Annotated in this window: 13 protein-coding genes, 1 pseudogene and 1 other annotated feature; all 14 genes and pseudogenes read left to right on the forward strand. The window is 41.1% G+C overall.

The window, feature by feature from the left end:
* Window position 1: 1 nt before the first annotated feature.
* The 14 genes and pseudogenes from AOQ70_RS01470 (at window position 2) to dnaG (ending at window position 14,071) form a co-directional block, all read left to right on the forward strand.
* Window positions 2-961 (forward strand): PhoH family protein, encoded by a 960-nt coding sequence (locus AOQ70_RS01470; protein ID WP_059374602.1) that lies wholly within the window; start codon window positions 2-4, stop codon window positions 959-961.
* Between the two features lie 114 nt (window positions 962-1,075).
* Window positions 1,076-3,186: pseudogene (locus tag AOQ70_RS01475) on the forward strand (HD family phosphohydrolase).
* Window positions 3,187-3,666 carry an rRNA maturation RNase YbeY gene (gene ybeY / locus AOQ70_RS01480; protein ID WP_059374604.1) on the forward strand — a complete coding sequence of 160 codons (480 nt, stop codon included), beginning with the start codon at window positions 3,187-3,189 and terminating at the stop codon, window positions 3,664-3,666.
* Window positions 3,644-4,030: a diacylglycerol kinase family protein gene (locus AOQ70_RS01485; protein WP_048238914.1), complete on the forward strand. Its 387-nt coding sequence runs from the start codon at window positions 3,644-3,646 to the stop codon at window positions 4,028-4,030. The genes ybeY and AOQ70_RS01485 overlap by 23 nt, the downstream gene beginning before the upstream one ends.
* Window positions 4,031-4,143: 113 nt before the next feature.
* The gene (locus AOQ70_RS01490; RefSeq protein ID WP_008356263.1) at window positions 4,144-4,542 is read left to right on the forward strand and encodes a cytidine deaminase; all 399 of its coding nucleotides are present in this window, start codon (window positions 4,144-4,146) and stop codon (window positions 4,540-4,542) included.
* Window positions 4,535-5,440 (forward strand): GTPase Era, encoded by a 906-nt coding sequence (gene era, locus AOQ70_RS01495; protein WP_007501305.1) that lies wholly within the window; start codon window positions 4,535-4,537, stop codon window positions 5,438-5,440. Before AOQ70_RS01490 ends, era begins: the two co-directional genes overlap by 8 nt.
* A 148-nt stretch (window positions 5,441-5,588) precedes the next feature.
* The gene (locus AOQ70_RS19030) at window positions 5,589-5,732 is read left to right on the forward strand and encodes a YqzL family protein (protein WP_003217288.1); all 144 of its coding nucleotides are present in this window, start codon (window positions 5,589-5,591) and stop codon (window positions 5,730-5,732) included.
* Window positions 5,733-5,767: 35 nt separating this feature from the next.
* Window positions 5,768-6,538, forward strand: a complete 771-nt coding sequence (gene recO, locus AOQ70_RS01500) for a DNA repair protein RecO (protein ID WP_059374606.1) — start codon at window positions 5,768-5,770, stop codon at window positions 6,536-6,538.
* A gap of 39 nt (window positions 6,539-6,577) precedes the next feature.
* Window positions 6,578-6,755 (forward strand) — a binding site (T-box leader).
* A gap of 112 nt (window positions 6,756-6,867) precedes the next feature.
* On the forward strand, window positions 6,868-7,755 hold the full coding sequence (glyQ, locus tag AOQ70_RS01505; RefSeq protein WP_012010611.1) for a glycine--tRNA ligase subunit alpha: 888 nt from the start codon (window positions 6,868-6,870) through the stop codon (window positions 7,753-7,755).
* On the forward strand, window positions 7,748-9,793 hold the full coding sequence (glyS, locus tag AOQ70_RS01510; RefSeq protein WP_059374611.1) for a glycine--tRNA ligase subunit beta: 2,046 nt from the start codon (window positions 7,748-7,750) through the stop codon (window positions 9,791-9,793). Before glyQ ends, glyS begins: the two co-directional genes overlap by 8 nt.
* 167 nt (window positions 9,794-9,960) lie before the next feature.
* Complete coding sequence (locus AOQ70_RS01515; RefSeq protein ID WP_039180035.1) at window positions 9,961-10,599, forward strand: helix-turn-helix transcriptional regulator; 639 nt, start codon at window positions 9,961-9,963, stop codon at window positions 10,597-10,599.
* Between the two features lie 25 nt (window positions 10,600-10,624).
* Window positions 10,625-11,446, forward strand: a complete 822-nt coding sequence (locus AOQ70_RS01520; RefSeq protein ID WP_008342399.1) for a pyruvate, water dikinase regulatory protein — start codon at window positions 10,625-10,627, stop codon at window positions 11,444-11,446.
* 261 nt (window positions 11,447-11,707) lie between these two features.
* On the forward strand, window positions 11,708-12,208 hold the full coding sequence (locus tag AOQ70_RS01525) for a YaiI/YqxD family protein (protein ID WP_024423016.1): 501 nt from the start codon (window positions 11,708-11,710) through the stop codon (window positions 12,206-12,208).
* A 33-nt stretch (window positions 12,209-12,241) separates the two neighbouring features.
* Complete coding sequence (dnaG, locus tag AOQ70_RS01530; protein WP_024423015.1) at window positions 12,242-14,071, forward strand: DNA primase; 1,830 nt, start codon at window positions 12,242-12,244, stop codon at window positions 14,069-14,071.
* Window positions 14,072-14,172: the final 101 nt, after the last annotated feature.

The raw sequence follows: 14,172 nt of genomic DNA on the forward strand, positions 1-14,172 counted from the left end.
AATGACAGAACATTTACTTGAGATTCAACAAAAATTGGATAGTCCAAACGAAGCGATTGCTTTATTTGGCAATCAAGATGCTTATCTGAAACTAATGGAAAACGAGCTGAACGTCTCCGTTATTACGCGTGGAGAAAAAGTGTATGTTTCTGGTGAGGAAGCATCGAGAGATACAGTAAGCCGTTTGATCACATCTCTTTTACATCTCATCCGTAAAGGAATCGAGATATCTGAACGGGATGTCGTCTATGCCATTAAAATGGCGCAAAAAAACAAGCTGAATTATTTTGAGAATATGTATGAAGATGAAATTACGAAAAATGCCAAAGGAAAGTCGATCAGGGTGAAAACAATCGGCCAGCGGGAATATGCTGCGGCGATGAAAAAAGATGACCTGGTCTTTGGAATTGGACCAGCTGGTACAGGGAAGACGTATTTGGCAGTCGTCAATGCGGTACATTCATTAAAAAATGGACATGTGAAACGGATTATCCTGACAAGACCAGCTGTTGAAGCAGGAGAGAGTCTTGGCTTTTTACCAGGCGATCTAAAGGAAAAGGTAGATCCTTATTTAAGACCACTATATGATGCCTTGCATGATGTGCTTGGCAGTGATCATACGGAACGTTTAATCGAGCGCGGCGTGATTGAAATAGCGCCCCTTGCCTATATGAGAGGCCGGACGCTTGATGATGCATTTGTTATTTTAGATGAAGCGCAGAATACAACACCTGCCCAAATGAAAATGTTTTTGACGAGACTTGGGTTTGGTTCTAAAATGGTCATTACAGGAGATATTACACAGATTGATCTGCCAAAGGGCATGCAATCAGGTCTTGCGGCTGCAAAGGACATGCTTGCAGAGATCAAGGGCATCTCATTTATTGAATTAGACCAGACAGATGTGGTCAGACACCCGCTTGTGGCGAAGATCATTGGCGCATACGAAAAGCAAAAATGAACTGAGTGACCCGATCGTCTTCATCGGGTCATTTTGTTTCGATCGTGGTTTAAAGTAAAAAAGGAGGTACTTTCCTTGAGAAAGAATCAAAAAGGCAGTAAGCGCAAAAGACTGCTGTCTAAAAAAGAACCTCAGAAAATGGAGCGCTCACGTTATTTAAATGTTTTGCTGTACGCTGCTTTAGCAGCTATTTTATTCGTGGTCCTCTTCTTCCATGTAAAGCCTGAATCGCTCGACTTAGATTTATTTTCTGTGAGCGAACAGACCATCTATTCTCCGTCAACCGTTGATGATCAAGAAGCGACAGAAGAAAAGAAACAAGAAGCAACAGATCAAGTGGAAGATCAATATACGCTCAAAAAAGCGTATTCTGATAATCGTGTAGACCTCATCTCATCCCTCTTTGAAGCCATTAAAGAAGAGAAGAAAGCAGCTGATGATAAAGAGAAAGCGCCATCAGATCAAGAAATGGTCAAGCGTGTCAAAGAAAAGCTCACAACAGATATGCAGGAAGCTGTTTCGGATCAATCCATCAAAGCACTGCTTCAGGCAAGTGATGAGAATCTCTCATTTACTAAAGATTCCATCATCACAGTGGTGAATTCACTGATGAGTAAAGAAATCACAGCAGCGAAACTACAAGATGAGAAAAAACAAGTCAAAACAGAGCTTGAAAATAATTCGATTCCATCAAAATACTTAAATGCAGCGAAAGAAATCGGTGAATTTGCGATCATCCCAAACTATGTATTTGACCCAGTGGCAACAGAGAAGAAAAGACAGGAAGCGGCTGACAATATTCAGCCAGTGCAAATTAAGCAAGGGCAAATCTTAGTTGAAGAAGGAGAGCTCATCGACCGGGAAGTTTATCGCAAATTAGAACTCACGGGTCTATTAAACAGCTCAAATTTATTTAAGCCTGTAAGTGGTCTTTTCATATTAATTGGCCTGTTCTTAGCAGCGATTATTCATTCCCTTGAATCGAGAAAAAAGTCGCTTGTCCATAAGAATAAGTCATTACTGCTCTATTCGCTTATTTTTACGATTATTTTAATGATCATGGAAGTGTTCAGTCTCTTCCAGGAAACGAAATATACAACGATAGGCTATGTTGTGCCAGTGGCACTTGGCACGATGCTGATCAAACTGCTCATTAATGAGCGGTTAGCAATCTTCTCCGGTCTTGTATTTGCTCTTTGCGGCAGTATGATGTTTAATCAAGGAGTAACCGGCGTCTTTAACTATGTGATCTGCGCCTATTATCTGATGAGCGGGATGGCGGGTATTTTATTTTTAAGAAAACATAATGCAAGATCAAAAATATTGCAGGCTGGGCTTTTGGTGGCCTTGGTGAATGTACTTGTGGTTTTATCCATTACACTGATCCAAAACTCTTCACCATCAGGCTTGAAATCGGTGTGAACCTCATAATGGCGATAGTGTCAGGGTTTGCATCATCTATCTTGGTCATTGGGTTAATGCCTGTTTTTGAGAGCATGTTTGGCATTCTTTCCACAATGAAGCTGATTGAATTATCTAACCCAAATCATCCGCTCCTCAAAAAGATTTTAACCGAGACACCAGGTACATATCATCATAGTGTCATGGTGGCGAATTTAGCGGATGCTGCATGTGAAGCAGTCGGTGCAAACGGTCTTTTAGCAAGGGTCGGCGCTTATTATCATGACATTGGAAAAACGAAAAGACCGCAATACTTTATCGAAAACCAAATGAACATTGATAATCCGCATGACAAGCTTTCTCCTCAGCTGAGTAAAAATATTATTATTGCCCATACGACAGATGGCGCTGATATGCTGAGAGAAAAGAAGTTTCCTGAAGAGCTTGTCGACATTGCAGAACAGCATCACGGAAAGTCTCTTTTAAAGTTCTTTTACTATAAGGCAAAAGAGCGTGATGATCAGGTGACAGAAGAAGAATTCCGTTATCCTGGTCCAAAGCCGCAATCAAAAGAAGCAGCGATTATTTCTGTGGCTGATAGCGTTGAAGCGGCGGTTCGTTCCATGCATAATCCAAATCCAGAGCGGATTGAAAAGCTTGTCAAAGGCATTATTTCAGATAAAATGCAGGACGGGCAATTTAGTGAATGTGACCTGACATTTAAAGAATTAAATATTATTAGCCAAACGATTTGTACAACATTAAAGGGGATTTTCCATTCTCGGATTGAATATCCAGATGCCCCGAAGCAGAAGGTGAAGTAAATGACATTGTTAATCGATTTAATAGATGAAACAGGACAAGTATCAAAAGAGCAGCTTGAAGAAGTGGAAAAGCTTCTTCAGTTTGCTGCAGACGAACTTGAGGTCAAGGATCAAGCGGAAGTATCAGTGACGATCGTTTCGAATGAAGAAATTCATCAAATCAATAAAGAATACCGCGGAAAAGACGCACCAACGGATGTGATCTCCTTTGCACTTGAAGAAGAAGGAGAAGGGGAGATTGAAATCATTGGAGCGGATGATATCCCGCCTGTACTTGGTGACATTATCATTAGTGTGGATCGAACGAAAGAGCAGGCGGAGGAATATGGACATTCCTTTATGAGAGAGCTTGGATTCTTAACGATTCATGGCTTCCTCCATTTGCTCGGGTTTGATCATATGACAGAGGAAGATGAAAAAGAAATGTTCGCCAAACAGACAAAAATCTTGGATGATTATGGCCTTTCGAGATCATCGTAAGAAAAGAAGGCCGCTCGCCCGTTTTTTTCGGAGTTTTTACTATGCATTTAGAGGAATATGGCGAACTTTCTTAAATGAACGGAATTTTCGATTTCACACAGTCGCAGCCATCATCGTGGTGATCTGCGGCTTTTGGTTCCGCATTGAACCATTTGAATGGCTGATCGTTCTTCTTCTATGCGGGGGGATGTTTGCGCTTGAACTTGTCAATACAGCCATTGAACATACAGTGGATCTGATGACAGAAGAAAGGCACCCGCTTGCAGAGAGAGCGAAGGACGCTGCGGCAGGCGCTGTTTGCGTTTACGCCGCGATTTCGGTTATGATTGGATTGATCATCTTCTTACCGAAGATCATGCAATAGAACAATATTACTATTTATTAACATTTTTAGAAATGGGCGTGAAAATGTCACGTGAATTATGTAAAATATAAATGTGACAGTGGTACCATTTCTTCTGAAAGTGGGAACTAGGAATGAACAAACAAGAGTTGATTTCAGAAGCAATCAAAGCAAGAGATTTTGCATATGTACCCTATTCTAAATTCAAAGTCGGTGCAGCATTACTGTCGAATGATGGAAAAGTGTATGGTGGCTGCAACATTGAAAATGCAGCATATGGTATGTGTAATTGTGCGGAAAGAACAGCACTTTTTAAAGCCTATTCAGAAGGCATTACATCTTTTCAAATGTTAGCAGTGGTGGCTGATACAGACCGGCCTGTTTCGCCGTGCGGCGCATGCAGACAGGTCATTTCAGAGCTATGTGCACCTGATATGCCAGTGATTCTAACGAACTTAAAAGGACATATATACGAAACAACAGTAAACGAACTATTGCCAGGAGCATTTTCACCGGAGGATTTAAATGACTAACGAAAGCTTCAAATCAGGATTTGTATCAATTATTGGAAGACCAAATGTAGGGAAATCAACCTTTCTTAATCGTGTTATTGGACAAAAGATCGCCATCATGAGCGATAAGCCCCAAACGACGCGAAACAAAGTGCAAGGTGTCCTGACAACGAACACATCACAAACGATCTTTATCGATACACCGGGGATTCATAAACCTAAGCATAAGCTTGGTGATTTTATGATGAGGGTGGCTCAAAATACACTGAAGGAAGTCGACCTGATCTTATTTATGATCAACGCACAGGAAGGCTATGGCAAAGGTGATGAATTCATCATTGAACGACTAAAGCAAACATCTACACCGGTGTTCCTTGTCGTGAATAAAATTGACCAAATTCATCCAGATGAACTGTTTCTTTTAATTGATGAATACCGTACACGTTATCCATTCAAGGAAATTGTGCCAATTTCAGCTCTTGAAGGAAACAATATCGACACGCTTCTTCAGCAGATTGAAGGTTATCTTCCAGAGGGCCCTCAATTTTATCCGGCAGATCAAGTAACAGATCATCCAGAACGGTTTATTATTTCTGAATTAATTCGTGAAAAAGTGCTGCATTTAACGAGAGAAGAGATTCCGCACAGTATTGCGGTTGCGATTGAATCGATTAAGCCAGATGAAAATGGCAAGATCCATGTCGCGGCAACCATTGTCGTAGAACGTGATTCGCAAAAAGGGATCGTCATTGGTAAACGAGGCAGCTTGTTAAAAGAAGTGGGACAAAAAGCGCGCAGAGATATTGAAGCACTTCTAGGCTCAAAAGTGTATTTAGAGCTTTGGGTCAAAGTTCAGAAGGACTGGCGTAATAAATCCACTCACCTTCGTGACTTCGGATTTAGAGAAGACGAATATTAAAAAATCGCTGCATTTGTCAGCAAATCTGACAATGGTGCGGTTCGATTAGTAAAAATTGTTTATCATGAAATGGAGGTAGCCTGGTCAAGATAAAATTAATATGTTGGATGTAGCGTTGCTGCTTCTAATAAAGAAAGGTGGGGTTTTTATGTTGAATTTTACATGGAACGTATTTTCACAAACAGGAAGCGTTGACACGTATCTGCTTTTCAAAGAGTTAGAAAAGGAGAACCTGGAAAGACCCGATGTACTTGAAGAAGAAATAGCACGATTTGATTTTCCAATCTTATAATTCTTGACCCCCTCCAGCGCTCGGAGTGTAGACAAATGCTCATTAAAAGTGAAGGAATCGTCCTTAGAACAACAGATTATGGCGAAACAAACAAAATTGTCACGCTGCTCACTAGAGAACATGGAAAAATTGGCGTAATGGCAAGAGGCGCAAAAAAATCAAACAGCCGCCTGTCAGCCATAAGCCAGCCGTTTTTATACGGCACCTTTCTTATCCAATCATCAACAGGACTTGGAACGCTCCAGCAAGGCGAAATGATTGAAAGTATGCGGGCCATTCGGGAAGACTTATTTCTGACCGCATATGCCGCATATATGACGGAATTGATTGATAAAGGGACAGAAGAAAAAAAGCCAAACCCTTATTTGTTTGAGCTTCTGCTTCAATCTCTGCGTCATCTCAACGAAGGCACAGATGCTGATATTATTTTATTTATCGTAGAGGTTAAAATGTTATCAGTGATGGGGATGAAACCTGAACTTGATCAATGTGTTCACTGTGGTCAAAAAGAAGGGCAGTTCCATTTCTCGATAAGAGATAACGGCTTCATTTGCCAAAATTGTTTTTCGAAAGATCCATATAGACTGCCCTTATCCCCCGCAGCTGCAAGGCTGCTCCGTTTGTTTCATTATTTTGATTTATCAAGGCTTGGTCAGGTTGATGTGAAGCCTCAGACGAAACAAGAAATTCGTCAAGTGCTTGATCACTACTATGACGAATATTCCGGCCTCTATTTAAAATCAAAAAAATTCATGAATCAGATGGAATCCATGAAAAAGCTAATGGGTGACGAAAACAAAAGTTGACATCTCCCATGACTTTTTGTAAGATCATCTAAGATAAAATATGTTGCATTGATAGAAAGAAGTACTTACGTAAAATCCATAAAAGCGACCTTAGGGCGGTGTGAGCTAAGGATGGAGGCGTAACGAAAGGCATTCTTGAGCAACGTAAAACAAAGCGGCTGGATGCTACGACACCAGCAAATAGGGTGGAACCGCGGGAAAAACTCTCGTCCCTATGTTTGCAAAGAACCTTGCGAGCATAGAGACGGGAGTTTTTGTGTTCTTTTACAAGGTTCTAATCCCACCCGCCATACATAGCGGTTGGTGTAGAAAAGATGGAGGTGCGATCATTGAATATTCAAGACATGATTTTGACGCTGCAAAAGCATTGGTCAAATGAAGGCTGCGTATTAATGCAGGCGTATGACACAGAAAAAGGTGCCGGAACGATGAGTCCATACACGTTCCTCAGAAGCATCGGCCCAGAGCCGTGGAAGGTAGCATATGTAGAGCCTTCAAGACGCCCGGCTGATGGCAGATATGGAGAAAACCCAAATAGATTGTATCAGCATCATCAATTTCAAGTGATCATTAAGCCATCACCTGACAATATTCAAGAACTATATCTTGAATCATTGAAAGCACTTGGCATTGACCCGCTGAAACATGATATTCGTTTTGTGGAAGATAACTGGGAAAATCCATCTCTTGGCTGTGCAGGACTTGGCTGGGAAGTATGGCTTGATGGGATGGAAATTACGCAATTCACGTATTTCCAACAAGTCGGCGGATTAGAATGTAAGCCTGTTTCTGTTGAAATCACATACGGTATTGAACGTCTTGCTTCTTACATCCAGGACAAAGAAAATGTCTTCGATCTTGAATGGACAGACGGATTTACGGTCAGAGATTTATTCTTAATGGCTGAATATGAGCACTCTGTTTATACATTTGAAACATCTAATACTGACATGCTGTTCGAGCTATTTACAACCTATGAGAAAGAAGCACACAGTCAAATGGACAAAGGACTTGTTCACCCGGCATACGATTATGTCCTCAAATGCTCTCATACGTTTAACCTGCTCGATGCAAAGGGCGCTATTTCTGTGACTGAGCGGACTGGTTATATCGGAAGAGTGCGTCAGTTAGCAAGAAAAGTAGCCAAAACCTATTATGAAGAACGCGAAAAATTGGGATTCCCTATGCTAAAAGAGGAGGCGGCTTCTCATGAATAAACAAGATGTATTACTTGAAATCGGCTTAGAAGAGATGCCGGCTCGTTTCATGCCAGAAAGCACAAAACAGCTAGGTGAGAAAGTAAAAGCATGGTTTGAAACGCAAAATATTTCATTCGAAGAGACTGCTTTATTCAACTCACCAAGACGTCTTGCTGTACTTGTGAAAGGTGTTGCAGAAAAACAAGAAGACATCAAAGAAGAAGCAAAAGGTCCAGCTAAAAAGATTGCCCAAGATGCTGAAGGCAATTGGACAAAAGCTGCTGAAGGCTTCGCCCGGGGCCAAGGTGCTTCAACAGATGATCTCTATTTCAAAGAGATCAAAGGAGTGGATTATGTCCATGTCCAAAAGTTTCAAGAAGGGAAGCAAGTCAAAGACCTTCTCCCAGCGTTAGGTGAGATCGCTGCTTCATTAAGCTTTCCAAAGAACATGAGATGGGGAAGCGAAGATTTACGCTATATCCGTCCGATTAAATGGATTGTTTGTTTATTTGGACAAGAGATTGTACCTGTTGAAATTGCCGGGGTGAAAAGCGGCCGTGAAACAAGAGGACATCGTTTCCTTGGTACGACAGCCAGCATTGACTCACCTGCTTCTTATGAACAAACTTTGCGCGATCAATTTGTGATTGCAGACTCAGATAAAAGAAAACAATTAATTACTGAACAGCTAAATGCGCTATCTTCAGAAAAAGGCTGGGTCATTCCTGTTGATCCTGAACTTCTAGAAGAAGTGAACGATCTTGTAGAATATCCAACTGTGCTGTCTGGTTCCTTTGAAGAGGAGTTTCTTGCATTGCCGGAAGAAGTATTGGTGACAACAATGAAAGAGCATCAACGCTACTTCCCTGTGAAAAATGAGCAAGGAGAATTATTGCCGCATTTTATTACAGTCAGAAATGGAAACAGTGAGGCGCTGGAAAATGTCGCAAGAGGGAACGAAAAAGTACTTCGCGCACGTTTATCAGATGCTGCATTCTTCTATAAAGAAGACGAAAAACTAGTGATTGAAGACAATATTAAAAAGCTTGATAAAGTGGTATTCCATGAGAAACTTGGAACAATCGGCGACAAGCTGAAGAGAGTGACAGACATTGCAACCCGTCTAGCGGCGCATGTCGGAGCAGATGACGAAACAACAAAACGCGTGGCTAGAGCAGCAAGTATTTCGAAGTTTGACCTTGTGACTCAAATGGTCTATGAATTCCCTGAATTACAAGGAATCATGGGTGAGAAATATGCAAGAGCTCTTGGTGAACATGAAGAAGTGGCAAGAAGCATTAACGAGCATTATATGCCGCGCTTTGCTGGTGATGAGGCGCCGTCTACTTTGATTGGTGCGATTGTGGCCGTAGCAGATAAGCTCGACTCTATTTGTTCATTCTTCTCAATCGATGTGATCCCTACAGGTTCTCAAGATCCTTATGGACTTAGAAGACAAGCGAGTGGTATCGTTCAAATCCTGCTCGACCGTCATTGGAATATTTCATTTAAAGAGCTGTTAGCACTTGCTCAAGTAAAGACAGAACATGAAGCTGCTCTAATTGAATTTTTAACGCATCGTTTAAAATATGTTCTTCAAGCAGAGCATATCCGCCATGATGTTGTTGATGCAGTGCTGGATGTTGAAAATATTGAGCCATATGCAGTCGTCAAAAAAGCAGCTGTTCTTGAAGAGAGTGTAAAACAAGAAAGCTTCAAAGAAACGGCTGAAGCATTGGGACGTGTCATTTCAATCAGTAAAAAAGGCGAAGACGCAGAGATTCAGCCTGAACTGTTTGAAAATGAACATGAGCAAAAGCTGTTTGAGGCGTATCAGCAAGTAGAGAAAGCTGTCAAGGAACATGTAGCAGCAGGACAATACAGCTTGGCACTTGAGGCGCTGGATACGTTAAAAACACCAATCGTTCATTATTTCGATCACACAATGGTTCATGCGGATGATGAAAAACTGAAGCGAAATCGTTTGGCACAAATGGTCAAACTAGCCGAAGTGATTCAATCATTTGCGAATATGAACAATTTAATTGTAAAATAAATACCTAAGAACGGTTGCCTTTTCCGAAGGGCAATCGTTTTTTACTCATTTAATTCACGGTTTTTGAGTGGATTTTTGTTTCATTCGGACAAAGATGCGCTATAATATGATGAGTTATGAAAATGATATACATAAAATAAAGATTTCGCTCTCTCTATTTAAAGGTGGTGAGTACAATCGAGTTAAATAAACGGCAAGAGCAGATTTTACAGATTGTCAAAGAGAATGGTCCGATCACTGGAGAGCATATCGCCGATCGGCTGAACTTAACAAGGGCGACCCTCAGACCTGATTTAGCCATTTTAACAATGTCAGGCTTTTTAGAAGCAAGACCAAGGGTCGGCTACTTTTTCACAGGAAAAACAGGCACGCAGCTTCTCGCAGATAAGCTGAAAAAACTTCAAGTGAAAGACTTTCAATCCATTCCAGTGGTGATACATGAGAATGTTTCGGTTTATGATGCGATTTGTACGATGTTTTTAGAGGATGTGGGCACATTATTCGTTGTGGACGATCACTCTATTTTAACAGGGGTGTTATCAAGAAAAGACCTCCTTCGCGCAAGTATAGGGAAACAGGAGCTTCCATCTATCCCTGTCCATATTATTATGACAAGAATGCCGAACATCACCGTTTGCCGCAAAGAAGATTTCATTATGGATGTGGCTAAGCACTTGATTGAAAAGCAAATAGATGCACTTCCTGTGATAAAAGATACGGAAAAAGGCTTTGAAGTGGTCGGAAGAATCACGAAAACAAACATGACGAAAATACTTGTCAGCTTATCGGAGAACGAAATAATCTAATGACAGAAGACTGCGAGGGGATGTTATGAGTAATCGCGTAATTTTTGTGGTATCAGATTCAGTAGGAGAAACGGCAGAGCTCGTGGTCAAAGCGGCACTTAGCCAATTTGATGGCGGCTCATCAGACCATTCAAATATTAGAAGAATCCCGTATGTAGAGGATGTTGGTACGATTAAAGAAGTCATTTCACTGGCGAAAGCAGATAATGGGATCGTCTGCTTTACTCTTGTTGTGCCAGAAATGCGCCAATTCTTAATCGAGGAAGCAGAAGCAAACGGTGTTGTTTATTATGACATCATCGGTCCACTCATTGATAAAATGGAGACGGCCTATGGAAATGAAGCGAAACATGAGCCGGGTCGTGTACGTCAATTAGATGAGGACTATTTTAAAAAGGTAGAAGCCATCGAGTTCGCTGTGAAATACGATGACGGCAGAGACCCAAGAGGTATTCTAAAGGCTGATATTGTACTCATTGGTGTATCACGCACGTCCAAGACACCATTATCTCAATATTTGGCGCATAAACGGCTGAAGGTAGCGAACGTACCAATTGTACCTGAAGTTGATCCGCCAGAAGAGTTATTTTCAGTTGATCCGAAGAAATGTATCGGTTTGAAAATTAGTCCAGACAAACTAAATCATATTCGCAAAGAGCGTTTAAAATCTCTTGGTTTAAATGATCGCGCTATTTATGCGAACATTGAGCGGATTAAAGAGGAACTAGAGTATTTTGAAAAAGTGGTTGATCGTATTAACTGTCAAGTCGTTGATGTATCGAATAAAGCAGTTGAGGAAACGGCAAATGTCATCCATCAAATGCTGACCAAAAGAGGTTCCGAATAAACTCAGGATGCTCCTCCTGGGTTTTTCCTATGGTGGGAAACGGGTAAACAAAAACAATAGCATATTTGCTGCATTTGTATTATAATAAAAAATTGTGATAAAATGATTGATTTTAGGTTTAAGTTAAGTCAAGAACGAATAAACTAATATTGGCAGAAGTCAAGTGATTCTGAACATAACTTTTCGACAAAATGAGTTTTACTGTTGATTGCTTTATGGGGGAAAAGTATGGTCTTTTTGCTTCTCTAAAGCAGGAATAAGGTGGAGGGATGGAGAATTAGTCACCTGAATGAACGTAAAAAAGAGAGGACGATTTATGTCGATGCAGATGCTTGTCCTGTAAAAGACGAAATCCTTTCTGTCGCATCTCAATTTCAAGTACCAGTGACATTCATTGCTTCATATGAGCATTTTCAAACCAAAAGATCTCCACTTGAAGATTGGCGGTTTGTAGATACACATAAGGAAGCAGCGGACTTAGTCATTGCCAACTCAGCTGCCGCACATGATATTGTCGTCACCCAAGATATTGGTCTTGCCTCCTTACTGCTTCCGAGACAGGTCATTGTTCTGTCTGAAAGAGGACGAATGTACACAAACGAAACAATTGATTTTGATTTGGAACGCAGGCATGTTTCCAGCAAACAGCGAAGAAAAGGTGTATACGGAAAAGGTCCCAAAAAGCTTTTAGAAGAGGATAAGAAGCGATTTATGGCGCAACTACAAAAAATCCTGTCGAATCATGAAGGATTTTTAAATTAAAAGGCGAATAATGTACGACGGAGTGTTATTAGGATGAGCAAACGTATACCAGATGAACTTTTGGAGCAGATCCAAAAAAACGCAGACATTGTCGAAGTGATTGGAGAATACGTACAGCTTAGAAAGCAAGGTCGAAATTACTTCGGTCTTTGTCCATTCCATGGTGAAAATACTCCTTCATTCTCTGTTTCAGCAGATAAGCAAATCTTCCATTGTTTTGGCTGTGGTGCAGGAGGCAACGTGTTTTCGTTCCTCAGACAAATGGAAGGCTACTCATTTATTGAAGCCGTTTCACATGTGGCTGATAAGTACCATATTGATCTGCCTGATCAGGTGGCGAATGCTCAGATGAGTTCCTCTCAGCAAGAGGACACTGCAGATCATAAAATGATTGAGGCCCATGAGCTTCTTAAGAAATTTTACCACCATTTGCTGGTAAATACAAAGGAAGGTCAAAACGCACTCGATTATTTACGGTCCAGAGGCTTTACGGATGAAACAATTGCCAAGTTTGAGATCGGGTATGCTCTTGATTCTTGGGATTTCGTGACCAAGTTTTTAGAAAAACGAGGATTTGATCCTGTGATGATGGAGAAGGCTGGTCTTTTGATTCAACGTGAAAACGGCACAGGCTTTTTTGACCGCTTTAGAGATCGTGTCATGTTTCCCATTCATGATCATCATGGAACGGTCATCGCTTTTTCCGGAAGATCGCTTGGTGATCAGCAGCCTAAATATATGAATAGTCCTGAAACGCCGCTTTTTCATAAAAGTAAGCTGCTTTATCACTTTCATGACGCACGCATGCATATTCGCAAACGCGAACGGGCAGTTCTTTTTGAAGGATTTGCAGACGTCATCTCAGCTGTTACATCAGGTGTCGGTGAAAGTGTTGCAACAATGGGTACGTCTCTTACAGAAGAGCACGTAAAGCTTCTCAGGCGGAATGTAGAAGAGATCATCCTTTGCTATGACTCTGATACGGCCGGATACGAAGCGACCATGAAAGCATCAGATTTGCTTGGAAAAAGAGGATGTAAAGTTCGCGTTGCCATGATACCAGATGGACTTGATCCAGATGATTACATTCGTAAATATGGCGGCGAGAAATTTAGGAATGACATCATAGATGCAAGTGTGACATTAATGACGTTTAAGATGAATTTTTTCCGAAGAGGAAAAAACTTATCAGACGAAGGAGACCGTCTTACTTATATGAAGCAGGTTCTCCGAGAAATCAGCCGGTTAAACGGCTCTTTGGAGCAAGAGATTTACATGAAACAGCTTGCTGGGGAGTTTTCGATCTCACTTGATTCATTAAAAGAACAACTGGAGCTGTTTGAAAAGCAGCAGCGGCAAGAAACCAAAAGCACGCAGGAAGAAAACGGGCTTGAAAAACGGCGTGCACATCTGTCAACACAAGTGAGAAGAAAGCGTCTGCGGCCGGCATATGAAAATGCAGAGCGAATGCTGCTTGCTCATATGTTAAAAAGCGATGACGTGATCCGCAAAGTACTTGACAGAATCGGGATTGAATTTAATATAGATTCGCACAGGGCGCTGGCAACGTACATTTATGCCTTGTATGAAGAAGGCAAAGAACCAACGCCGCAGCATCTGATGAACCGGATAGAAGATGATGTCATGAATCAGCTGCTGACGGATATATTGATGATTCAAGTCGGAGACGAACTAAGTGAAGCTGAATTAAGTGATTATGTAAAAAAAGTGTTGAATCATCGGAATTTGTCAATGATAAAGGAAAAAGAACTAGAACGTGCAGAAGCGGAGAGGCAAAAAGATTTCTTCAAAGCGGCAACACTTGCAAAAGAAATTATTCAGTTGAACCGTTCGCTGAAGTAATACGTCTATTATTAATGACAGGACTTACGGCTGGCAATGAATCCTTTATGGGAGGAGCATAAGACCGCAAGCATCTTGCCTTCATCATTATTTATTTTATT

The organism is Bacillus sp. AM 13(2015), from assembly GCF_001518755.1.
GTDB lineage: Bacteria > Bacillota > Bacilli > Bacillales > Bacillaceae > Bacillus > Bacillus safensis.

Bases quoted from the DNA above. Each gene is read 5' to 3' on its own strand.
- AOQ70_RS01470 (WP_059374602.1), top strand. From the start codon at position 2: ATGACAGAACATTTACTTGAGATTCAACAAAAATTGGATAGTCCAAAC.
- ybeY (WP_059374604.1), top strand. From the start codon at position 3,187: ATGACATTGTTAATCGATTTAATAGATGAAACAGGACAAGTATCAAAA.
- AOQ70_RS01485 (WP_048238914.1), top strand. From the start codon at position 3,644: ATGGCCTTTCGAGATCATCGTAAGAAAAGAAGGCCGCTCGCCCGTTTT.
- AOQ70_RS01490 (WP_008356263.1), top strand. From the start codon at position 4,144: ATGAACAAACAAGAGTTGATTTCAGAAGCAATCAAAGCAAGAGATTTT.
- era (WP_007501305.1), top strand. From the start codon at position 4,535: ATGACTAACGAAAGCTTCAAATCAGGATTTGTATCAATTATTGGAAGA.
- AOQ70_RS19030 (WP_003217288.1), top strand. From the start codon at position 5,589: ATGTTGAATTTTACATGGAACGTATTTTCACAAACAGGAAGCGTTGAC.
- recO (WP_059374606.1), top strand. From the start codon at position 5,768: ATGCTCATTAAAAGTGAAGGAATCGTCCTTAGAACAACAGATTATGGC.
- glyS (WP_059374611.1), top strand. From the start codon at position 7,748: ATGAATAAACAAGATGTATTACTTGAAATCGGCTTAGAAGAGATGCCG.
- AOQ70_RS01520 (WP_008342399.1), top strand. From the start codon at position 10,625: ATGAGTAATCGCGTAATTTTTGTGGTATCAGATTCAGTAGGAGAAACG.
- dnaG (WP_024423015.1), top strand. From the start codon at position 12,242: ATGAGCAAACGTATACCAGATGAACTTTTGGAGCAGATCCAAAAAAAC.